The organism is Alistipes sp. Marseille-P2263 (genome assembly GCF_018101075.1).
In the GTDB taxonomy this organism is placed as follows: domain Bacteria; phylum Bacteroidota; class Bacteroidia; order Bacteroidales; family Rikenellaceae; genus Alistipes; species Alistipes dispar.
This window is the reverse complement of record NZ_JAGQEJ010000001.1, coordinates 64,072-87,035: the sequence shown is the minus strand read 5'-3', so window position 1 is coordinate 87,035 and position 22,964 is coordinate 64,072. Positions and strand designations below refer to the sequence as shown.

General features: G+C 55.7%; 21 protein-coding genes. 9 read left to right on the top strand and 12 right to left on the bottom strand.

From position 1 onward, the window contains the following. The first annotated feature begins 131 nt into the window (after positions 1-131). The gene (locus tag KB554_RS00355) at positions 132-662 is read left to right on the top strand and encodes a nitroreductase family protein (protein ID WP_211034587.1); all 531 of its coding nucleotides are present in this window, start codon (positions 132-134) and stop codon (positions 660-662) included. Between the two features lie 80 nt (positions 663-742). Here KB554_RS00355 and KB554_RS00350 read toward each other — a convergent pair whose 3' ends face one another. The 4 genes from KB554_RS00350 to dnaE form a co-directional block, all read right to left on the bottom strand. Continuing rightward, positions 743-1,693: a DMT family transporter gene (locus tag KB554_RS00350; protein WP_211034586.1), complete on the bottom strand. Its 951-nt coding sequence runs from the start codon at positions 1,691-1,693 to the stop codon at positions 743-745. A 103-nt stretch (positions 1,694-1,796) separates the two neighbouring features. After that, positions 1,797-2,789: an aldose 1-epimerase gene (locus KB554_RS00345; RefSeq protein WP_141429723.1), complete on the bottom strand. Its 993-nt coding sequence runs from the start codon at positions 2,787-2,789 to the stop codon at positions 1,797-1,799. A gap of 3 nt (positions 2,790-2,792) precedes the next feature. After that, positions 2,793-3,107 (bottom strand): thioredoxin, encoded by a 315-nt coding sequence (trxA, locus tag KB554_RS00340; RefSeq protein ID WP_141429724.1) that lies wholly within the window; start codon positions 3,105-3,107, stop codon positions 2,793-2,795. A gap of 25 nt (positions 3,108-3,132) precedes the next feature. Then, positions 3,133-6,930, bottom strand: a complete 3,798-nt coding sequence (gene dnaE / locus KB554_RS00335; protein WP_211034585.1) for a DNA polymerase III subunit alpha — start codon at positions 6,928-6,930, stop codon at positions 3,133-3,135. Positions 6,931-7,123: 193 nt separating this feature from the next. Here dnaE and KB554_RS00330 point away from each other — a divergent pair, with 193 nt between their 5' ends. Then, entirely contained in the window at positions 7,124-7,333 is a 210-nt protein-coding gene (locus KB554_RS00330; RefSeq protein WP_141429726.1) for a DUF2007 domain-containing protein, read from the top strand. A 109-nt stretch (positions 7,334-7,442) separates the two neighbouring features. Here KB554_RS00330 and KB554_RS00325 read toward each other — a convergent pair whose 3' ends face one another. The 8 genes from KB554_RS00325 to ettA all read right to left on the bottom strand — a co-directional run bounded on the left by KB554_RS00325 (position 7,443) and on the right by ettA (position 15,841). Then, positions 7,443-8,186, bottom strand: coding sequence for an energy transducer TonB (locus KB554_RS00325; RefSeq protein WP_211034584.1), 744 nt, complete (start codon positions 8,184-8,186; stop codon positions 7,443-7,445). A gap of 30 nt (positions 8,187-8,216) precedes the next feature. Further along, positions 8,217-8,954, bottom strand: a complete 738-nt coding sequence (locus KB554_RS00320) for a shikimate dehydrogenase (RefSeq protein WP_211034583.1) — start codon at positions 8,952-8,954, stop codon at positions 8,217-8,219. A 2-nt stretch (positions 8,955-8,956) separates the two neighbouring features. Further along, entirely contained in the window at positions 8,957-9,898 is a 942-nt protein-coding gene (locus KB554_RS00315; RefSeq protein ID WP_211034582.1) for a DUF368 domain-containing protein, read from the bottom strand. A 377-nt stretch (positions 9,899-10,275) separates the two neighbouring features. Further along, positions 10,276-10,572 (bottom strand): DUF3276 family protein, encoded by a 297-nt coding sequence (locus KB554_RS00310; protein WP_211034581.1) that lies wholly within the window; start codon positions 10,570-10,572, stop codon positions 10,276-10,278. A gap of 95 nt (positions 10,573-10,667) precedes the next feature. Beyond that, positions 10,668-12,248 (bottom strand): S41 family peptidase, encoded by a 1,581-nt coding sequence (locus tag KB554_RS00305; RefSeq protein WP_211034580.1) that lies wholly within the window; start codon positions 12,246-12,248, stop codon positions 10,668-10,670. Positions 12,249-12,281: 33 nt separating this feature from the next. Continuing rightward, positions 12,282-13,628 carry a histidine--tRNA ligase gene (gene hisS / locus KB554_RS00300; protein WP_211034579.1) on the bottom strand — a complete coding sequence of 449 codons (1,347 nt, stop codon included), beginning with the start codon at positions 13,626-13,628 and terminating at the stop codon, positions 12,282-12,284. Between the two features lies 1 nt (position 13,629). Next, positions 13,630-14,112 carry a hypothetical protein gene (locus tag KB554_RS00295; protein WP_211034578.1) on the bottom strand — a complete coding sequence of 161 codons (483 nt, stop codon included), beginning with the start codon at positions 14,110-14,112 and terminating at the stop codon, positions 13,630-13,632. A gap of 55 nt (positions 14,113-14,167) precedes the next feature. Beyond that, positions 14,168-15,841: an energy-dependent translational throttle protein EttA gene (gene ettA, locus KB554_RS00290; RefSeq protein ID WP_211034577.1), complete on the bottom strand. Its 1,674-nt coding sequence runs from the start codon at positions 15,839-15,841 to the stop codon at positions 14,168-14,170. Between the two features lie 644 nt (positions 15,842-16,485). Here ettA and KB554_RS00285 point away from each other — a divergent pair. The 7 genes from KB554_RS00285 to KB554_RS00255 all read left to right on the top strand — a co-directional run bounded on the left by KB554_RS00285 (position 16,486) and on the right by KB554_RS00255 (position 22,930). Continuing rightward, a complete protein-coding gene (locus KB554_RS00285; protein WP_211034576.1) occupies positions 16,486-16,797 on the top strand; it encodes an NVEALA domain-containing protein in 312 nt (103 codons plus the stop codon). 4 nt (positions 16,798-16,801) lie between these two features. Then, on the top strand, positions 16,802-17,848 hold the full coding sequence (locus KB554_RS00280) for a 6-bladed beta-propeller (protein ID WP_211034575.1): 1,047 nt from the start codon (positions 16,802-16,804) through the stop codon (positions 17,846-17,848). Then, positions 17,845-18,399, top strand: coding sequence for a hypothetical protein (locus tag KB554_RS00275; RefSeq protein WP_211034574.1), 555 nt, complete (start codon positions 17,845-17,847; stop codon positions 18,397-18,399). Before KB554_RS00280 ends, KB554_RS00275 begins: the two co-directional genes overlap by 4 nt. Beyond that, a complete protein-coding gene (locus tag KB554_RS00270) occupies positions 18,383-18,835 on the top strand; it encodes a DUF1573 domain-containing protein (protein WP_211034573.1) in 453 nt (150 codons plus the stop codon). Before KB554_RS00275 ends, KB554_RS00270 begins: the two co-directional genes overlap by 17 nt. A gap of 622 nt (positions 18,836-19,457) precedes the next feature. Next, entirely contained in the window at positions 19,458-20,507 is a 1,050-nt protein-coding gene (locus KB554_RS00265; RefSeq protein ID WP_211034572.1) for a hypothetical protein, read from the top strand. 62 nt (positions 20,508-20,569) lie between these two features. After that, a complete protein-coding gene (locus KB554_RS00260; RefSeq protein ID WP_211034571.1) occupies positions 20,570-21,619 on the top strand; it encodes a BF3164 family lipoprotein in 1,050 nt (349 codons plus the stop codon). Positions 21,620-21,811: 192 nt separating this feature from the next. Continuing rightward, positions 21,812-22,930 (top strand): 6-bladed beta-propeller, encoded by a 1,119-nt coding sequence (locus KB554_RS00255; protein ID WP_211034570.1) that lies wholly within the window; start codon positions 21,812-21,814, stop codon positions 22,928-22,930. The last annotated feature ends 34 nt before the right edge of the window (positions 22,931-22,964 follow it).

Genomic DNA, 22,964 nt, shown 5'->3' with positions numbered 1-22,964 from the left:
TCTGCCATTCACCGCCGGGCGCCGTTTTGCCGGGTGCGTATTTTTTCGTATCTTCGCCTGCGGAGCGAAATCCGCGCGACGGCTCCGCCCCCGCCGGAACGGAGGGGTGACACCCGAAAACCGAAGAAGATATGGATTTTCTCGCATTGGCCAAAAAGCGGTATGCCTGCCGCAAGTACCTCGACCGGAAGGTCGAACCCGAAAAACTCGCCGCCGTTCTCGAAGCGGGGCGCATGGCCCCCACGGGCGCCAACCGGCAGCCTCAGCGGCTCATCGTCGTCGAATCGCCGGAGGGAATGGAGCGCCTCGCACGCTGTACGCGCGACTTCGGGGCTCCGGCGGCCGTCGTCGTCTGCGCCGACACCTCCGAGGTGTGGACCCGCAAGTACGACGGCAAGCGTATCGGCGACATCGACGCCTCGATCGTCACCGACCACATGATGCTCGCCGCCGCATCGCTCGGACTCGACACGTTGTGGATCTGCATGTTCAAGCCCGAAGCCGTGCGCGAGGAGTTCGGATTGCCCGATACGGTCGAGCCGGTGAACATCCTGCTCATCGGTTACGGGGCCGACGCCCCCGCCTCGCCCGACCGTCATGCGACGCTGCGCAAGCCGCTCGAAGAGACGGTCTTCTACGAGCGGTTCGGACAGAAGCGCTGATCCGCATCCGCAACGGACGAAAATCCCGGTACGGCAACATGCCGTACCGGGATTTTTCATCTTCCGCGCGTGCTTTTCCTTCATGCCTCCTTCGCGCCGCCTCCCGCGGCTGCGGTACGCTCCTCGTCGGCCCGGCTGCGGCTCATCGTCACCAGATAGACGCCGCCGAAGATCAGCACGACCGAGAGGATTTTCGACAGGTTGAAGCTGTCCATACCCCAGCAGACCGCCACGATGCTGGCCACGAGCGGCTGCACGTAGTTATACATGCCGGCCACGGTCGGGCGCAACAGTTTCTGGCCTACGATGACGAGGATATAGCTCAGGAACGTGCTGCCGACGACGATATAGCCCAGCGACAGCAGCGCGTTCCGCTCCAGCGCCGTCCACTCCGTAGCGATCAGGTCGTTGTAGGAGAAAGGCAGCAGGCAGACGAACGAGTAGGTGAACATCCACTTCATGATCGTCACCGGCGAGTAGCGGCCGACGAAGTTCTTGAACAGCACGATATAGAGCGCATAGCTGCACTGCGCCAGCAACACCAGCAGGTCGCCCCAGACGGATTTGCCGCCCGCGGCCCCGGCCGCTTCCGCGCCGCTGCTGCCCAGGATAAGCAGCAGCGCGCCCGTCGCACCCGCCGCGATACCGAGCAGTTTCTTGCCGGTGACCGGCTCCTTGAGAAGGACGGCGGCCAGGATCATCGCCACGAGCGGCATGCTCGTCGTGATGATCGAGGCGTCCACGGGCGAGGTCATCTCCACGCCGAAGATGAAGCATCCCTGGTTGAAGACGATCGCCAGCAGCGAAGCTCCGAAGAGCTTCATCATGTCCGCCGGCGGCACGTGTTCCGGCCTGCGGAAGAGCGAGGCCGTCCAGAAGAGGAGCATCGCCCCGGCCACGCGCAGGTCGGTGACGACGAGCGGCGTCACGACGCCGCCCGCCATGACCACTTTGGCCACCGGGGACATCAGTCCCCACATGGCGTTGGCCCCGAGCATGGCGCCGTGGCCCTTCAACGATTCGTATTTCATGTTTTTCCCGTGTCTGTAAAACGAAAACCCCTCGACGAGTGCGAGGGGTTTTCCGATTCGGTCGTGCGGAGGTCGCGCCTGCCCTCCGGTTTCCGGAGCCGCGTCATTGCGCGTAGAGCCGGAAGCGCATGCTCCACTTGTCGCCCGGCGCCACGGAACGGAACCCTTCGGCCGCGGGATCCGCGGCATTCGGTGCGTTCGTCGTCCACGACTGCGGTTCGGGGCAGCAGTAGGGGACTTCGCCGCCGTTGTTCCAGAGCGTCCAGCTCGTGGTCTGTCCGTCCGCCTCGAAGAAAGTCCTTGCGCCCGAGCGCCGGTTCTCGACCAGCGCCCCGCGGAACTCCCGTCCGTCCACTTCGATCCCACGCACCGTGAAGGCCGCCTCGATCGGTTCGCATCCGGTCACTTGCAGCCCCTCGCCGCGCAGTCTGGCGAAGCGCTCCGAGAGCGGCAGTCTGCGGCCCGTCGGGAGCTTGCGGGCATCCAGCTCGATCTCCTCGCCGACGGCCGCGCGCATCACGTAATCCTCCGCCGCGCCTCCGGCGAAGGGGATCCGCATCGGCGTATGAAAACCCGCGCCGACGGGCATCGGCAGCCGGCTGCGGTTGGCGAACATCGCCTCGACCTCCATGCCGCGGGGCGTGAGGCGGTAGATCAGCTTGCACTTGAACTCGTGCGGGAAGTCGCGGAACACGGCGTCGTTCCCGGCGTTCGAGTAGTAGCGGCATTCCACGAGCGTCTCCTCGTCGGTCTCCCATGCCTTCGACACGGCGAACGGCTGGCTTTTGAGGATGCCGTGGTGGTAGTTGTGCTCCTTCTCGATCGTGATGGGGAAGCGGTACGTCCGCCCGTCGAACTCGTAACGTCCGTCGGCGATACGGTTGGGCGGGAAGAGCAGCGGCATTCCGAAAACCTGCGGACGGCGCCGGAAGGTCTCGATCTCGTCGGCCGCGGGCGTGCGCAGAATCTCCGCGCCCAGCCCCGTGTGGCACAGCCGCACGAGGTTGGCCCCGATTTCGGGGATCACCAGCGCCGTATAGTCGCCTTTGGAGAACTCCACGGCACGGAGCCCGTGGAAATCGACGCTGCGGAGCACGGCTCAGAGCAGTTTTTCGATCTTCGCCTTCAGCGCGTCCTTCGAACAGGCGCCGACCTGCTTGTCCACCTGCTCCCCGCCTTTGAGAAATACGATCGTCGGAATGTTCCGCACGCCGTATTTCATCGTGATCTCGTCGTTCTCCTCGACGTCGCATTTGCCGATGACGACGCGTCCTTCGTATTCGGCCGCCAGCTCGTCCACGATCGGCGACATCGTGCGGCAGGGTCCGCACCATTCGGCCCAGAAATCAATTACGACGGGCTGCCCTGAAGCGAGCAGTTGCTCAAAGTTCTCCTTGTTGATAGCCAATGCCATAGTTGTTGTGAATTGAAATTTAAGTTTATGCGATTGAATATTTGATCTCGTTCTCTTCCAGGTATCCGACCAGCGGCTGCGAGAGGCTCACCTTGTGGCTCTTCGAAAAGAGGTTGAGCGCCACGCGCGCTTCGCGGTCGAAGACGTTCACGCGCAGCAGCGTGTCGCCCTTCGACTGCCGCACGCACTCCGAGAAACCGCGGATGAGCGCCTCGGTCACGTCGCTCACGGGCAACTGCACGACCATTTCCTTGATCGAGTCGCGCATCTCGGAGAGCTGCGTCATGCCGACGATCTTGAACTCCAGCTCCTGATCGTTGTAGGGCTTGGGCTGCACCTTCCCGCGGATGAAGAGGAAGTAGTCGGCGAAGAGGTACTTGCGGAAATTCTCGTAGTCCTTGCCGAAAAGCGCGAACTCGTGCGCTCCGTTGTAGTCCTCCAGCTTGAATTTGCCCCACGGCTTGCCGGTCTTGGTCATCAGGTTCTGCACGCTGACGACCATACCCGCCACGGCGATCTCCTGTCCCTTGAGCGGGTCGAGATTCTCCAGCTCCGAGAGTTGCGTCTTGCACATGTGGTCGATGATGATCTTGTAGTCGTCGAGCGGGTGCGCCGAGAGATAGAGCCCCACCATTTCGCGCTCTTTCGAGAGTTTCTCGAGCTGGCTCCAGTCCGGACAGGCCGGAGTCACGGGACGCTGGATGTCCACGTGCTCGCCGCCGCCGAACAGGCTCTGCTGGGCGTTGTTCTGCTCGGTCTGGTAACGCTGTCCGTAGCGCATGAGCTGTTCGATGAAGGTGACGCCGCTCGAATCGCGCGCATCGGCTCCGAAGAACTTGTTGCGCGGGAAGTCGGCGATCGAATCGAACGCTCCGGCGTAGGCCAGGTTCTCCAGGCATTTGCGGTTCACGAGCGAGTAGTTCACGCGTTCGATGAAGTCATAGACGTCCTTGAACCGCCCGTTGGCCTTCCGTTCGGCGATGATGCTCTCCACGGCCGCTTCTCCTACGCCCTTCACGGCTGCGAGACCGAAGCGCACGTCGCCCGCGGCATTGGACGAGAAGGTGCGCATCGACTCGTTGATATCGGGCCCCAGCACGCTGATGCCCATGCGCTTGCACTCGTTCATGTAGAGCGTCAGTTGCTCGATGTTCGTCAGGTTCCGGCTCAGCACCGCGGCCATGTACTCCGAAGGGTAGTTGGCCTTGAGGTAGGCGGTTTGGAACGCCACCCAAGAGTAACACGTGGCGTGCGACTTGTTGAAGGCATAGGAGGCAAACTTCTCCCAGTCGGCCCAGATCTTTTCGAGCACCTTCGGGTCGTGGCCGTTCTTCTGCCCTCCGGCGATGAACTTGGGTTTCAGTGCGTCGAGCTTGTCCTTGAGCTTCTTGCCCATGGCCTTTCGCAGCGTGTCAGACTCGCCGCGGGTGAAGTTGGCCAGCAGGCGCGACAGCAGCATGACCTGCTCCTGGTAGACCGTCACTCCGTAGGTGTCCTTCAGGTACTTCTCCATGATCGGGATGTCGTACACGATCGGACTGCGGCCGTGCTTGCGGGCGATGAAGTCGGGGATGTAGTCCATCGGCCCCGGACGGTAGAGGGCGTTCATGGCGATCAGGTCCTCGAAGGTCGAGGGTTGCAGCTCGCGCAGGTATTTCTGCATGCCTGCGGACTCGAACTGGAACGTCCCGACCGTACGGCCCTCGCCGTAAAGGCGGTAGGTCGCCGGATCGTCGATGATCGAGAAGTCGTCGATGTCTATTTTGACGCCTTTCGTCTGGCGGATGTTCTCCACGGCATCCTTGATGATCGAGAGGGTCTTCAGTCCGAGAAAGTCCATCTTGATGAGACCCGTGTCCTCGATCACCGAGCCTTCGTACTGCGTGACGAGCATCTTCTCGCCGGTCTCCTTGTCGTCGGCCGTCGAGACGGGGACCCAGTCGGTGATGTCGTCGCGGCAGATGATCGTGCCGCAGGCGTGAACGCCCGTATTGCGGACGTTGCCCTCGAGCATCTTGGCATAGCGTATCGTGTCGCGCAGCACGGGGTTGTCCGACTGCTCGGCCGCCTTGAGCTCGGGTACGTAGTCGATTGCGTTCTGGAGGTTGAGCTTCTTGTCCGGAATCTTGTCGGGGACGAGCTTGCACAGCCGGTCCGACTCCGAGAGCATGAGTTTCTGCACGCGCGCCACGTCCTTGATGGCCAGCTTGGTGGCCATCGTGCCGTAGGTGATGATGTGCGCCACCTTCTCCTTGCCGTATTTCTGCGTCACCCAGTTCAGCACGCGGCCGCGGCCGTCGTCGTCGAAATCGACGTCGATATCGGGCAGCGAGATACGGTCCGGATTGAGGAAGCGCTCGAACAGCAGGTCGTAGGCGATGGGGTCGATCTGTGTGATGCCGAGACAGTAGGCCACGGCCGATCCGGCCGCCGAGCCTCGTCCCGGACCCACCGAGACGTCCAGTTCCTCGCGCGCCGCGCGGATGAAATCCTGCACGATGAGGAAGTAGCCCGGGAAACCCATCGTCTTCATGATGTGCAGCTCGAAGCGCAGCCGCTCCTCCTGCTCCTCGGTCAGATGCTCGCCGTAGCGCCGGTGCGCCCCCTCCATCGTGAGTTTGGCCAGGTAGTCGGCCTCGAGCTTGATGCGGTAGAGCTTGTCGTATCCGCCCAGCTTCTCGATCTTCTTGCGCCCCTCCTCTTCGGACATGACCACCTGTCCGTGCTCGTCGCGCGTGAACTCGTCGAAGAGGTCCTGCTCCGTCAGGCGGGCGCGGTATTCCTCCTCCGTGCCGAAGTCGGCCGGAATGGCGAACGTCGGCATGATCGGCGCATGGTCGATGGAGTAGCACTCCACCTGGTTGCATATATCGACCGTCGTGGCCATCGCCTCGGGGTCCGTCTCGCCGAAGATCGCGGCCATTTCGGCCGTCGTCTTGAGCCACTCCTGCTTCGAATAGAGCATCCGTTTGGGATCGTCGAGGTCCTTGCCCGTCGAGAGGCAGATCAGGCGGTCGTGCGCCTCGGCGTTGTCTTCGTCCACGAAGTGCACGTCGTTCGTGCAGACCGTGCGTATCCCGTGTTTGGCGGCCAGTTCGCGCAGGTGTCTGTTCACCTTGAGCTGCATGGAGTAGGCCTCGTGGTTGGCCCGCTCGACGGTCGCCTTGTGGAGCTGGAGCTCCAGATAGTAGTCGTCGCCGAAGACCCGCTTGTGCCAGAGGATCGACTCCTCGGCCTTCTCCATGTCGTCGGCCGTGATCGCGCGCGGCACTTCGCCCGCCAGGCAGGCCGAGCAGCAGATCAGCCCCTCGTGATACTTCTCGATCTCCACGCGGTCCGTACGCGGGCGCATGTAGAAGCCCTCGGTCCACGCCTTCGAGACGATCTTGATGAGGTTGTGGTAACCCTTCAGGTTCTTGGCCAGCAGGATGAGGTGGTAGCCGCTCTGGTCGGGTTTGCCCTCCTTGTCGTGCAGTCTGCGGCGCGCCACATAGACCTCGCAGCCGATGATGGGTTTGAAGGCGAGCTTGCGCTTCAGCTCTGCGAGCTGCTTCTCACAGTCGGCGATCTCCGCCGCCCCGGCTTCTCCGCCGCGCAGCTCCTCGAGTCTTTTCTCGCAGTCGGCGGCCTTGTCCTTGAGCTTGCCCTTGACCTTCTTGACATAGTTGTAGAACTCCTTGATGCCGAACATGTCGCCGTGGTCCGTGATGGCGATGCCGGGCTGTCCGTCGGCCATGGCCTTGTCCACCAGACGCTGGATACTGGCCTGTCCGTCGAGGATCGAATATTGGGAATGTACGTGAAGGTGAACGAATTGGGGCATTGTCGTAACGTTGTTTTCGCTCCGGCGCGGCGTGCATCTTCTCCGCGCCGTTCGGGTTCCGCGGACCGTCGGCCGCCGCGGCCGGATACGCACGGACAAAGATAGCGATTATTTCCGGAGAATTAGTGGCAGGGGTCTTGCATTTTATCAACAAAATGCTTAACTTTAAATATCCAACGAAAAACGAAAAACTATGCAAGACGAGACCATGATTGTACTGGCGGAGTACAACACCATCACGGAAGCCGAAATCGCCAAGTCGATGCTCGACAGTGCCGGAATCTGGGCGACGATCCGCAACGAATACATGTCGGCCATCTATCCCATCGGCACGATGCCCGCGCAGGTCGTCGTCCGCGAAGAGGACTACGAAAAGGCCCGGGCCATGCTGCACCACCGGTAGGCGTACGGCCGCGACGCCCCGCATGCGAAAGAATCCGCCCCTGCGCAATCCGTTGCGGCAGGGGCGGTTCGTATTCGTCTTCGTCCGCGAGCGGTCTGCCCCGGAGGCGTCAGTAGCTTTCGTTCACGTAGTTGCAGCGGTATTCGTAAGCGGTACGCTGAGGTACGCCATCTACCTTGCGGGGCGTCCATTTGCCTTTGCTGCCGCGGATTACGCGGATTACCTCCTTCGCCAGTTTCGGATCGGGCGTCTCGAGCGTTTCACCGATCGTGATACGGCCGTCCGGCTCGATGTAGAACTTCACGCACACGATACCGCCGACCCGTGCGAAACGTTCGTCGTAGCGGACGCGCTCCCGCATCCACTCCGTGAAACTCTTGTCCGGATCCTCGCCCAGGAAGAGCAGCGGATCGGGGTCCTGCTCGCGGAGGTATTTTTCGACGGGAATCCGGAGCGTCAGCCGCAGGGTGTAATCCGTCGTGCGTCCGTCCGCATAGGTGGCGGGGGTCCAGCCTCCGAGGCGCGAAAAGGCTTCGGTCAGCGTTGCGCGGGTGGCCTCCGAAGCGGGGGCAAGGTCGCAGCGGTCGCGTCCCTCCGACGTGCTGTCGCGGAAACGCCACTCGTCGATGCTGCCGTCGGCACGGACCATGAACGCCACGCCGACTTTCGGCGAAAGCGTTTCGGCGGGCACGTTCCTCTCCCGTACGACCTTTCCGAACTCGCCGATGAGCCGGCGCATGAAATACTGTACGTCGGCCCCGTTGAAGCGGGGTGCTTCGGGCTGCTCCTGCCCGAAGGCCGCAAAGGTGCAGAACGCCGCCGAGATAATAGGCAGCAGTAAATACTTTTTCATCCGTTTACAGCTTTTGGTTCATGTTGCGCTTCAGGTATTCCATATTCTCCACGACGCCTCGGCCTGCCCGCGGAACATCGTCTCGCCGTTCAGTACGCGCGCCCCTCGCCGGAGACCGCAGTCGAGAAAACGAGTCAGCGGCGGGTTGTAAACCAGGTCGAGCAAAAAATGCTCAGGCGTGATATAGGCATAGGGGATTCGCGGCGCTTCCCCGACGGCGGGGTAGGTCCCCACGGGCGACGCATTGACGATGAGGCGGCTCTCGGCGACCGCTTCGCACGGCAGGTTGTCGTAAGTGTAGTTGCCTTTCGCCGCGTCGCGCGACACCAGTGCGAAAGGAATCCCGCGTTCGGCCAGTGCGTATTGCACGGCCTGCGAGGCGCCCCCCGTGCCGAGCACCAGCGCCTGCGCAGGTTCGGCCCCGCCCAGCAGGCGGTCGAGTGCGGCGCGCAGTCCGGCGATGTCGGTATTGTGTCCCTCCAGCGTTCCGTCCGGCAGGCGGCGGATGCAGTTCACCGCGCCGATGACCTGCGCCTCGGGAGCGATGCGGTCCAGCAGATGCATGACACTGCGTTTGTAGGGGATCGTGACGTTCAGTCCGCACAACTCCGGCATCGCAGCCAGCAAAGACGGCAGCTCTTCGACGGACGGAAGTTCGTAAAGTGCATATTCGCAGTCCGATAATCCTTCTTTGCGGAATTTTTCCGTGAAGTACTTCGCCGATGCCGAATGCCCGAGCGGCCGGCCGATCAATCCGAACCGGCGCATGGCTACTCTTCCCGTTTTTTGAGCACGATACGTGCCAGCAACTCGATGCCGTAGATGGCGAGGAATCCCGCCGCGCAGAGCAGCACGGCCTCCGCGAGCAGCGACGGTTTGTCGTACAGCGCCTCGAAATGCCCCGGAGCGATGTTTCGTTCCACGAGCGGCTGCAGGACCCCGTGGCTGTCGGTGTAGGTCTCGACGGTCTCCTTCCACGGCCACACCTTGTTGAGCGAGCCGACCATGAAGCCCATCAGCACCGCCACCGTGACATCGTGCCAGCGTTTGAGCAGCCACGACAGCAGGTGCGAGAAGGAGATGATGCCGACGGCGGCGCCGACGGCGAAGATAGCGATGACGGGAATGTTCAGGTCGCCGACGGCCTGCATGATATACTGGTACTTCCCCAGCAGCAACAGGATGAAGGCCCCGGAGATGCCGGGCAGGATCATGGCGCAGATGGCGACGGCCCCCGACAGCATGACGAACCACCAGTCGTTCGGCGTTTCGGTCGGTGTGGCGACGGTGATCCACCATGCGGCGGCGGCCCCCACGGCCAGCGCCGCGGCCGTGCGCCAGTCCCAACGGCCGATCTGTTTGGAAACCAGTAGTGCCGAGGCGACGATCAAACCGAAGAAGAACGACCAGATTTCGATCGGGTGGTGTTCGAGCAGGTAGGTCATCAGCCGCGCCAGCGAGAAGACGGCGATGGCGATGCCCGTCAGTACGGGCAGCAGGAAACGGCCGTTCACATGCCGCCACAACTCGCCCAGCCGCAGGCGCGCCAGCAGCCGCAGGGCCGTGGCATCGACGCTGCGGATCGAGTCGATCAGTTCCTCGTAGATTCCCGAAATGAAGGCGATCGTGCCGCCCGAGACGCCCGGAACGACATCGGCCATACCCATGGCGCATCCCTTGAGCGCCAGAACGACAGATTTGGTGAATTTCATAATTCCGTGTTTCGGTCTCCGCCCGTCCGGGACACGTCCCCGGCTGCGGGGCCGCACCGGTCCGTGCGGAAACGCCCGTGTGCAATGCGGACGAACGTCACTCCGCTCCCGCCGCGGCCGCACGAACGGTGCGTAGCGGCGGATACGACGCTACGGTCGTCCGGTCCGTTTATCCGGAGACAAAGATAGTGCAAGCATCGCGCAGAAACAAATCCGGGAAAGATTTTATGCGGCGTTTCCGGTCGTCGCGCCGGGCTGCCGGAAACACGAAACAGCCCCGCGATCCGGAGTCCGGGACTCCCGAGATATTCGCGCGCGCCGGTTTCGGCAGATCGCCCCGCCCGTACGACAAGGAGTGCCGGAACCGGGGCGGCTCCTCACTCTCCGCTTTCGGCCGCGACGGACGTCCGAGAGCGGATGAACGCGATCGTTTCGGCGAGTTCCGACACGAATTTGTCGAAATCTTCCTTATAAAGAAAGATTTTATGCCGGTCGAAGGTAACCTCGCCTCTGGCGTCGGTCATTTTGCGGCTCTCGGTAATGGTCAGGAAATAGTCGTCGCTGCGCGTGGCCCGGACATCGAAGAAATAGGTGCGTCGGCCGGCTTTGACGGCTTTCGATAAAACGGGATCGTCGTGCTCCTCGCTTCCGCGGCGTATGGGTGAAAGAGACATGAACGGTAGCTTTTAGGTTAATCCGGAACTATACGATTCTGGTCTTTAGGTATACGAATATACGCAAAAGAATCCGGATCGCCAAAAACTTCCGCCTAATTTTTCCCTTCGAGAAGCGGTTCGCCCCGCCGCCGCCAGTCGGCGAGAATCTCCGTCGCACGGATATACGCCGCATTGAGCGAGGGATTTACGACCCGGAAATAGGCTGCCGGACCGAACATCCGCTGGGCGGCCAGCGCCTTGAGCTGGATGCGCACGACGGGCGCCGAGGCGGCGAATCCGGCCGCATCGAACGCCACGCCGCGCCGCTCGCCTTCGGCCGTGAGGCGGCCGAGCAGACTGTCCGAAGGGACGAATCCCGCGTCGAAGGCTTCGAAGTCGGCGTAACGCCGCGAAAGGCTGTCGCGCGCACGGTCGAGCCAGTCGTTCACGAAGTCGGCCACGACGCCCTGACGGATCAGCCGCGCGTAGTAATCCGAATAGCCCGCCGTGTCGGGCGCCACGACGACGTCGGGGCGGATGCCTCCGCCGCCATAGACCGTGCGCCCGGTGCGCAGCGTGCGGTAGGCCGGAGCTCCGGCGTCGAGCGAATCGCGCGTCCGGTCGTCGTAACGGCGCAGATGGTCGAGGTAGTATTCGCGGCGGTTGCCCTTCTCGTAGGGGCGCTGGATGACGCGTCCCGAAGGGGTGTGGTAGCGGGCCACGGTGAGCCGCACGGCCGAACCGTCGGGCAGTCCGATCTGCCGCTGCACGAGCCCCTTGCCGAAGCTCGGCCGTCCCACGACAATGCCCCGGTCCCAGTCCTGTACGGCGCCGGCGACGATCTCCGACGCCGAGGCCGACGCTTCGTCGATCAGCACGACCAGCCGTCCTGCGGCGTCCTCGCCCGGGCTTTGGGTCTCGAAATCCGTGGGCGGCACGGCGCGTCCCTCGGTGGAGACGACCACGGCGCCGCGCGGCAGGAAAAAGCCCGCCATGCCGATCGCCTGGTCGAGCAGTCCGCCGCCGTTGCCCTGCAAATCGAGGATCAGCGCCCCGGGCCGCCCCAGTTTGCGGTACGCCTCCCCGAATTCGGCCATCGTGGTCTGTCCGAAGCGGTTCACCTTGATGTAGCCCACGCTGTCCGAGACCCGATAGGCCGCATCGACCGTGTTGAGCGGAATCCTGTCGCGCACGAGCGTGAAGCGCAGCCGCTCCGGAACGCCGTGGCGCACGACCTCCAGCGCGACCTTCGTGCCGGTCTTGCCGCGCAGGTGCTTCGGCACGTCGGCGCGCGTGAAGCCCACGGCCTCCGTCGTGTCGATGCGCACGATGCGGTCGTTGGCACGCATTCCGGCGCGTTCGGCAGGTCCTCCGGCGACGGTGTTCACCACGATGATCGTGTCGCGCAGCACGTTGAACTCCACGCCGATTCCGCTGAACTCCCCGTCGATGCTCTCGCGCACGCTCCGCATCTCCTCGGCCGTGAGGTAGGCCGAATGGGGGTCGAGCCGTTCGAGCATGCCCGCAATGGCCCCCTCGACGACGGGAGCCATGTCCTCGTCGTCCACGTAGAGCTCCGTCAGGTAGCGGTACACCCGGGCGAATTTCTGCAACTGCTCCACGTCCGCCCGGTCCTGCGCCGCCAGAGGCAGCGCACAGAGCAGGGCGAGCAGAGCCGATAACGGTTTGAGCATCTCGGTCAGTTTTTTGTCCGGCGGCGCGGCCGCCTATTTCACGGCGCCGGCCACCTCGGCGAAGGGGACCTGCCGCTGGTCGCCCGTCCGCATGTCCTTGAGCGTGACGACGCCTGCGGCCAGCTCTTCCGAGCCGACGATGGCCACCAGCGGAATGCCGCGGCGGTTGGCGTACTCCATCTGTTTCTTCATCCTGGCCTGATCAGGGTAGATCTCGGCCGGAACGCCCGCGTCGCGTACGGAGCGCAACAGCGGCAGCACGGCGGCCTGCTCCGCTTCGCCGAGATTCGTGAACAGCACGCGCGTCGAGCAGTTCAGTTCGGCGGGGAAGAGGCCGAGGCCCGTCATCACGTCGTAGATGCGGTCCGCGCCGAACGAGATGCCGACGCCCGACACGTCGGGCATTCCGAAGATGCCCGTGAGATCGTCGTAACGGCCGCCGCCCGAAATCGAGCCGATGGCGAAGTCGAGGGCCTTGACCTCGAAGATCGCCCCGGTATAGTAGTTCAGTCCGCGTGCCAGCGAGAGGTCCAGCTCGACGGGCATCGCGAGCCCCAGCCGGGCCACGCAGTCGAAGACGGTCCGCATTTCCTCAATGCCTTTCAGACCCGTTTCGGAGCAGGCCAGCACGTCGCGCAACTGCGCGAGTTTCGAATCGTTGTCTCCGCTCAGCTCGAGAATCGGTTGAAGCCGGTCCACCGCCTCGGGCGAAAGTCCCCGTCCGAGCAGTTCGGCCCGCACGTTCTCCAGCCCGATCTTCTCGAGCTTGTCGATGGCCACGGTGATGTCCGTCATCTTGTCTGCATGGCCGATGGCTTCGGCTATGCCGTAGAGAATCTTGCGGTTGTTCATCTTCAGCGCGACGCGGATGCCCAGCGCCGCGAAGACCCGCTCGACGATCTCCACCAGCTCCACCTCGCACAGCAGCGAGCGCGTGCCGATCACGTCCACGTCGCATTGGTAGAATTCGCGGTAACGCCCCTTTTGCGGACGGTCGGCACGCCACACGGGCTGCATCTGGTAACGCTTGAAAGGGAAGGTCAGTTCGCCCTGATGCTGCACGACATAGCGCGCGAAGGGGACGGTCAGATCGTAGCGCAGCCCCTTTTCGCTGATGTGCGAGGCGCTGCGCAGCTCCCCGTCCGAAAGGCCCGCGGCGTAGTCGCCCGAGTTGAGAATCCGGAACAGGAGCTTGTCGCCCTCGTCGCCGTACTTGCCCAGCAACGTCGAGAGGTTCTCCATCGCGGGGGTTTCGAGCGGTGCGAAACCGTAGGTGCGGAACACCTGCCGGATCGTGTCGAAAATGTAGTTGCGGCGCATCATCTCCGCGGGGGAGAAGTCGCGCGTACCTTTGGGTATCGAAGGTTTCTGTTGTGCCATATTACATAAATTTTCGTTTCATTTTCAGGTATTTTTCCCAACCCGTGTTATCCCGTGTGTCCATGTATTTGGGTTGTTTCCCGAGCAGGCGCTTCAATGCGGCCTCGTCACGGCGGAAGAACAGGACGACTGTTTCGCGGATCGCTTCCATTTGTTCGACCTCATACATGCTCACGTAGCGCCGTGCTCGCGTTCCCTGCTCCCCGGGATAGATATATCCGACGAAATATCCCAACCGGTCGTTGTCGTCCACAGCGGATGAAATGAAAAACGAACGGTCGGTCTTCAGATCCGTCACCGAAAGGGTGGGGGAGTTTTTCCTGAACCTCAGAGCCTCGCGCGCCTGCTCATGCCAGGGAAACCGCTCCATCTCGACGAGAAATTCGTCGAGATCGCACTTCCCGACCGGTTCCACATGGTCCGGATCTTCGTGGGCGCAGAGTCTGTCCCAGACAAACGCATCGACCGGACGGTTTGCCGGCATCCCGCATGAGGAAAGCCCCAAGACGAGCAGGAAAAAGGCTGCAATACGCATTTTATCAAGCCATCAATTTTTTGTAACGCACCCGATGGGGCTCCGTGTCGCCGCCCTGCGCCTTCTTCCACGCCTCGTACTCCGAGTAGGAGCCTTCGTAGAAGACCACTTTCGAATCGCCTTCGAACGAAAGGATGTGCGTGGCGATGCGGTCGAGGAACCAGCGGTCGTGGGAGATCACCACGGCGCAGCCCGCGAAGTTCTCCAGGCCCTCCTCCAGCGCGCGGAGCGTATTGACGTCGATGTCGTTCGTCGGCTCGTCCAGAAGCAGCACGTTACCCTCCTCCTTGAGCGCGAGGGCCAGATGCAGCCGGTTGCGTTCGCCGCCCGAGAGCATTCCGCACTTCTTCTCCTGATCGGCGCCCGAAAAGTTGAACCGCGCCACGTAGGCCCGGGCGTTTACCTGCCGGTTGCCCAGCGTGATGAGGTCCGCGCCGCCCGAAATCACCTCGAAAACGCTCTTTTCGGGGTCGATCGACTTATGCTGCTGGTCCACGTAGGCCAGCTTGACGGTGGGCCCCACGCGGAACGAACCGCTCGTCGGAGTGTCCAGCCCCATGATCATCCGGAAAAGGGTGGTTTTGCCCGTCCCGTTGGGACCGATCACGCCCACGATGCCGGCGGGCGGCAGCGAAAATTCGAGGTGTTCGTACAGCACGCGGTCGCCGAAAGCCTTCGAGACGTCGTGCGCCTCGATCACCACGTCGCCCAGACGCGGACCGTTCGGAATGAAGATTTCGAGCTTTTCCTCTTTTTGTTTCGTATCCTCGTTCATCAGTTTGTCATAGGCCGAAAGACGCGCCTTGGATTTGGCGTGGCGTCCCGACGGGGACATGCGCACCCACTCCAGCTCGCGTTCGAGCGTCTTGCGGCGCTTCGACTCCTGCTTCTCCTCCATGGCCATGCGCTTGGTCTTCTGGTCGAGCCATCCCGAATAGTTGCCCTTCCAGGGAATGCCCTCGCCGCGGTCCAGCTCGAGAATCCAGCCCGCCACGTTGTCCAGGAAGTAGCGGTCGTGCGTCACGGCGATCACCGTGCCCTTGTACTGCTGGAGGTGCTGCTCGAGCCAGTCGATCGACTCGGCGTCGAGGTGGTTCGTCGGCTCGTCCAGAAGCAGCACGTCGGGCTGCTGCAACAGCAGGCGGCACAAGGCCACGCGGCGGCGCTCGCCGCCCGAGAGGTGCTTGACGGGCTGGTCCGGGTCGGGGCAGCGCAGCGCGTCCATCGCGCGTTCGAGCACGCTGTCCAGCTCCCAGCCGTTGCAGTGGTCGATCTTTTCGTACAATTCGCCCTGACGTTCGATGAGCCGTGCCATCTCGTCGTCCGACATCGGCTCGCAGAGCTTCGTGTTGATCTCTTCGTACTCCTTGAGCAGCGCCACCGTGGCGGCACATCCCTCTTCGACCACCTCGCGGACGGTCTTCTCGTCGTCGAGCTTGGGCTCCTGTTCGAGGTAGCCCACCGTGTAGCCCGGCGAGAAGACCACTTCGCCCTCGAAGTTTTTGTCGATGCCGGCGATGATCTTCATCAGCGTCGATTTACCCGAGCCGTTCAGACCGATGATGCCGATCTTTGCGCCGTAGAAAAAAGAGAGGTAGATGTTGTTCAACACCCGTTTCTGGTTGGTGAAGGTCTTGCTCACGCCGACCATCGAAAAGATGATTTTTTCGTCTGCCATATATCGTTTGCGTTTGTATTTTCTTTCCGCCGCCCCGGGACGCCCCCTCCCGCTGGTTCCGCACAGGGCGGATCCGCCACCACCGTGCGGCTCGCCGGAACGATTCGGACAAAGATACGACGAATTTCCGGATTTTCGGCCCCTGCGGCGGAATTATTCGGCTCCGCGCGGGTCTCAGGATACGGCGGCTGTCCAGCCATACCGGAAGAGGCTGTCGCCCCAAAGAGGGAAGGGGACGTGCCCCCCCCGGTACGAAGGCTCCGTCCGCGGTAACTTCAGGACCGACGGGACGTTTCGCACGCGCATCGGCCGGACTTTCTTCCCAGACAGCGGATTCAGACCGCCGGATCGTATGGCGGCTTCGGACCGAAAAACAAAGATACCGGAAAATCCGGTGTCTTTTTATGCAGTTTCCACAAAGGATGATTATAAATATTTTTATTATATATGTGGATCTGTCCGCATTTTAGAGGTCTTTTAATTACATTGATACATGCAGTGTGTTTTATGCAAGAATTTTTTGTCGAAATATTTGTATTTTCAAACAGAAAATATATAACTTTAGATCGAATTTTACGGATTACTTTGCGGCGACTGTAAAATTCGAGAAAAACTACAACCTTTTTAACCTAAAATTTTCATGTATGAAAAAGAAACTGATTTTTGCGGGTGCCGTCGTATTGATGGCTGCCGCGGCTGTGACTGCCTATATGGCAAACTACCGACCGGATCCTTTCGATCTGCTGAATGCCAATATCGAGGCTTTGGCGCAGGATGAAACAGATCAAGGAGAAAGTGGTTCTTGCGGTTATTGTTATAGCGGAGGTCCTGGTGCCACTTCTTGTTCTATTGAAGCAGGAACAGAAATTTTAGGTCTTGGAGCTTCTATGGGATGTTCTGTAACGTGTTCTGGTAGTTATTATGCATGTTGTTCACTTCGTTGTATTTGTTGTTAAAGATATGAATCGAGCTTTATTATCTATTTTTTGGAATCTTTTTTTGATTTTTATAATGTGTGGATGTACACAAGATAAGATCGAGAAAGGGACCGAAATTATAGTCAATCCAAATTACAGTCAGACCATATCATGGTCTGACTGTAATAAATTTAAACTTCAGCAAGACAGCTTGATGATTGGAAAAATAAGTAAATCAATATATTATGATGATAAATTTTTAATAAGCACACAAGGAAAGCTATTATTGTACTCACGAGATGGTAATTTCATTGGTCAAATAGGGCAACGGGGTAGAGCTGCAAATGAATATATCGGGTATACAGACTGCTGGATACAAGATAATCATGTATATTTATATGACATGAACGGGAAAAAAGTATTAAAATATACTTTAGATAATCAGTTGGATAAAATTTATCCGCTAAAATCAGAAGTATCGCCTAATACTTATCCTTTTGCATTTATTATTCCATTTGGAGACGGATATATTGGGCAGTGTGTATGGAATGGCTCTATGAAAGAATCACCAGCTTTAGCCTTTTATGATAAGAATTTTGCATTTCATTCAGTGATTGGGCATTTAACAATAAGGAGCGGTTTACGAATAGGCTATCCATTAATACAATCCGTCAATAATACTGCATTATATTGGAATCCATTGGATAGAAGGATATTTCGGATAACACCTGACCAAAATATCAAACTCGCATATACCTTATCATTTGGAAATAAAAATTATCCGGAACTCACAACAGTTAAAGATGATTATGAAATATTGGGGCTATATCAAGATAAAACTTGGCGAAAGAATCATGCGGGGATTATAACCTACGTATGGGAAAATGCGGAAAATTTATTATTTCTATATTCATATGCTGATAATTTGCATATTGGTATATACACCCAAAACACAGTATCCAATTATAGGCTAATAGATTCAAAGCAATCTAATATTTTAAGTTCTGCATTTGACGGAACAAGTCTATATTTCTTTGTTGAAATTCCCGATGGAGTGGAAGTATATTCAATAGATCTTAAGAATTTATGAGGCTCTATAAATTTATACAGGTTACAATAATTCTTGTTCTATTAACAAGTTGCGCCAATAATCAATTTGATAACATCTCAAAACTTATAGGCAAAGAAATAAGATTTCCCAAAAGGTTATATGCCACATACAACGGAAAAGACACAACAACATCGTCAATCCCTCCTATTAAGCTTCTAATTTATAAAAATAATCAAAATTGTTCGATATGCAGTACTACTAGTCTATCTCAATACAAAGCGATAATTGATTATACCCGGGAGAATAAAGATTTTGGTGTTGTTATTATCTATTCATCAAATGATAGTAATTATTTGGATTTAATATATGGATTGGAAAAACACCCTATAAATTATCCTGTGTATCTCGATAAGTTGAATGAATTTGAAAAATTAAATTCAAATATATTATTAACATCGCAGTACAGTGCATTTTTATTGAACGCTCAAAACAAGATAGTATTGGTAGGAGATCCCAAAAAGAACTCTAAATTATGGAATTTATATAAAACTACCATCGAAACAATAACAGATCATGAAGTCAATCAATAAATTTTGTATATGTCTGTTATTCGTCTCCTGTCGTGGCGCAGCGGACGGGTCTCGGGCTTTGGCCACGGCCAACCTCGCCGCGCTGGAGGAGACGGTCGATATGGAGAGCCGCGAAACGGATGCCGACGAAGTGCTGCTGTTCGACGGCGGGACGGTCGATCTGGGCGAGCTCCCGCTCGGCGGGAGCCGCGAGGTGCGCGTCGGAGCCAGGAACGGCTCGGACAAGCCCGTCGTGGTGGTAGAGGCCTACTCGTCGTGCGACTGCACGCAGGTCACATACGACCGCAAGCCCGTACAGCCCGGCGAGAAGGTGTTCTTTACGGTGCGTTTCTCGGCCGAGCAGCCGGGAACCTTCTTCAAGAAGATCGCCGTGCGCCACAGTGCGTCCGACAAGCCCGTGACATTCGCCGTGCAGGGAATCGTGACTGACGAATAGGCGCTCTCTTGTCTCTCCCCTCCCGCCGACACTGTCGGACGGACATCGGCAGCCAGCGGCTTCGGCCGAAAAGCAAAGACACCGGATCGCCCCGGTGTTTTTTTATGCGAGCTCCGCAAGAAATGATTGTAAATAATTTTATTATATATGTGAGATTGCCGCACTTTAGACATCTTTTGATTATATTGATATACGATATGTATTTTATGTGAGAATTTTTGTCGAAATATTTGTGCTTTCAAATAGAAAAATATATAACTTTAGAGTGGATTTTACGGATTATTTCACGGCAACTGTGAAATTCGAAAAACTATGATCTTTTTAACCTGAAATTTTTATGTATTAAAGAGAGTCTGATTTTTGCGGATGCCGTCGTATTGATGGCTGCCACGGCTGTGACTGCCTATATGGCAAACTACCGACCGGATCCTTTCGATCTGCTGAATGCCAATATCGAGGCTTTGGCGCAGGATGAATCATTGGATCCAGGGGAAGGCAGAGATTTTATATATTGTATCTATAATCCAAATTATGGAGGTCCTGGAATTTTTGTATGTTCTGGTAATAACGAATGTCGATTTGAGTATAATTTAACTTGGCCTACAAAATCACAGACAGGTATATGCTACCAATAAAAAACAGCAAAATTTTTACATTTGTTTTGGTCGTTTTACTATCGAGTTCTTGTCGGTCCGATAATATCTTTGATAGCAAATACATCCGAGTGGAGCGTCCCCGAAGTATAGCATTGCCTTGTGAAATAATACCTTGTGATGTGCCGGGGGCGGTACATGGCTTTGTTGTAGATTCATTCTATGTTTTCTATACGATGTTGCATCCTGAACATCGCTTTGCTGTATATGACCGGCGTACGATGACTCCTCTTACTAACTTGGTTCGAGTAGGACGGGGACCGAATGAATATAACTATCTCACACCCGGACAAAGGACTTGTAATGATGAAGGAAGTGGATTTTGGTTCTATTCCGGCAGTAAACAGGAATCCGCAAGGCTTAATTTGACGAAAAGTATAACCGAGGATAAGGTTTGTATCGATAGTCGCCTTTCATTGACCGAGCTTGATATTCCAGGTAACGTTGGCTCTCCAGGACAACTATTTGCTTTTGATCGAATAAATGATACGCTTGCGTTGTACCAAATCATCCGGGGAACTTATGTTTCAGGAGGGATTTATGATTTTCAGAAACGAATAGAAATTCAGCGTTTTAAACTTAGTATTCAGTCTAATAAGGAACCCAATCTTACAGGTGGCCCGATTGCCATAAGTCCTGATCTCACTCGTATGGTTATGTTGCCGGTTTATTTCGATCAGATAAATATCTGTTATGTGGACGGGAGTGATCGTAAGAGCATTTCAACATGTTCGAAACCTCTCTCCCTTACGCAGATTGAATCTAAAGCTCCCGAGACGCGGCCAATGTACTATATTGATGTTGAAACGACCAATGAGCGAATAGTGGCTCTCTACCAAAATCATCAAACAGGTTTAACAGAAATACATCTTTTTGATTGGGCCGGTGATTTACAAACAATTCTTACGACTGCAAATCCTATACGGAGTATTTCGTTGGATACCCAAGCAGGTTTTTTATACGGGTTCATTTCGTCTGAAGAAATTTGCAAAATGGATATCAATACTTGGCTGCAATAGATCTCCTAAAAGAAGACCTATCTGTGTATTAAATGAACTTATATGAAGGTCTTTACAATAACATGAAAAATCCTTGCGTTACTATTTTTGTTTGTTTTATTTTCTTGGGTGCATGCACCCAAGAAAATAAAAACACCTTTGAAGATATAAAAATCAAAAATGCATTATGTCAAAACATTACCCTGCAACAAATGGACATGCACTATCTGTTGGGGAATCCTTCTAAATTGTGTATTAAAGATAGTTTATTATTCATATCTGATTTTATTAAGGGTAAATTTATTACCGTCTATAATTTAGCAAATAAAGACTCATTATTCAGCACACTTCATGAAGGACGAGGTCCAAATGAAGTGATCGGTCCAATTGACGTGAGTTTTTCTGAAAATAATTTGGTTGTTTTAGATCGCCAAAAAGCAGTATTCAGACATTTTTCTTTGGACCTTTCTTCTGAAAATCCTTTACTTTGCACGGCACATATACAACTTCCTTTTGGAACAGATCGGGGTATATATCTATCGCGTGATTCTAGTTATTTCGTTGGCGGTTTTTTCCAAGATGGCCTTTTGAAACATTATAACAGTAAAGGAGATGAAATTGCGTCTTATAATCCTTGTGCAGATTTCATAAAGACAATTTCTGATCCTTCAATGCGTTATAGGTTGGGGCAAAGCCATATAGCTACAATCCAGGATAAATTAGTATTAGCCTCTTCCTTTACTGGCGAGATTCGATTCTTTGATATAAAAAGCGATAGTCTATATCAATACAAATACTATACTATTAATAGAAAAGAGATTTTTGATAAAATACGTCAGCGGGTAAGTAAGAGTGATTTCCAGATTTACCAATCGGATATAGTGGGTATTAAAAGTATATATACTACGAATAATCATGTCTATATTGCTTTTAACAATAATACAATAGCCAATAGAGCGGCAGACGATAATAACTATTTGTTTAAATTTAATTACAAGGGAGATTTAATTAAAATATACGAAACGGATCGAAAATTTTTATGTATGGCTATTACCCCTGATGACCATGATCTATATACCGTCATATTAAATGATAAACAAGAAGCAATAATAGCCCGCACTAATTTGGATTAATGTAATTGATATCTGTGACTTCGGGCCAAAATCGACCGTCTTGAGCCCGTTCACGCAGGATTCGACCGATTGCCGCGGCTGTGACTGCCTATATGGCAAACTACCGGCCGGATCCTTTCGATCTGCTGAATGCCAATATCGAGGCTTTGGCGCAGGATGAAAATCCAAATTGTGAAAATGGATGTTTAGATAATGGAAATGGATGTTATTGTAATTTCTATTATCCGTATTATAAAGAAGCAATTTGGTAAATTAATAAACCTTGGTCAGATAGTTATGCTGACCAAGGTTGTAAAACTTGAAACAGTGAAGAAGCTATGGTTGCTGTTGTCGGTTTTGGTCCTCGCAGGATGCGAGAAGACTGACCGTACGGAAAAATATCAGAAGAAACGAGACCGAGTCGTGGATGTTCACTCTCGAATCCGGGAAATCGACCTCGGCAATGAATTGCTGGTCGGAGCAATGCCCCGATTGTTTCTAATGGGCGACTATTTACTGATTTTGGACGTGCGTTCCTACAACAATCTGTTGCATGTCATCGATAAAAATACGTTCGCACATCTCCGTAGTGGCATAAAAAGAGGTCGGGGTCCTGGAGAAATTGTCAGTCCGGGGAACCTCATCATAGACGAGTCCCGTTGCAAATTTCTCATTCCCGATTACGGAAAACAAGTTATCTATGGTTTTGGATTCCATGGTTTCCTCAGACAGTCCGATTACAAACCGGAAGTCGAGATGCAAATGCAGGCGAAATCGTTTCCAGCGGACTCCTACCTTCTTGGGGACGATTTGCTGATGGGCATCATAATAGAACCTATCGGTACGAGTAACTTCAGGGAATCGCTGGCCAAATGGAGTCTGAAGAACGGAGATATTTCACCAATGCCTTACGAACATCCGGATATCGAACGGCGGCGCATTGATTTTGCTGTATCCGTCGAAAAAGGGCTGTATGCGGAGGTTTATCATCATCACGATCTGATCACGATTGGTAATATGGATGGAACACTCCGGTACAACATCTACGGGCCCCGATGGGACGCGGCCACGTCAAATGCTTACTTGTATTATGGTAAACCGTTATTCTGTGGGGACCGAATCATCGTGGCATACAGTGGAGAAGCTAACGATTCCGAAGGGTGCGAACCCACGAATTTTATGGTCTTCGATCTCGAAGGAAACTACTTGCAGACTTGGGAAACCGGATACAGATTGAGCGACTTTTGCTATGATGCGGAGAACAACCGGTTGATCTTAGCTCTCGATGAAGCCGTGCAATTCGCTTGTTTGGATTTAGATAATAATCTATAATTTTTTGATATGTATCGAAAAATTCTATTGCTGA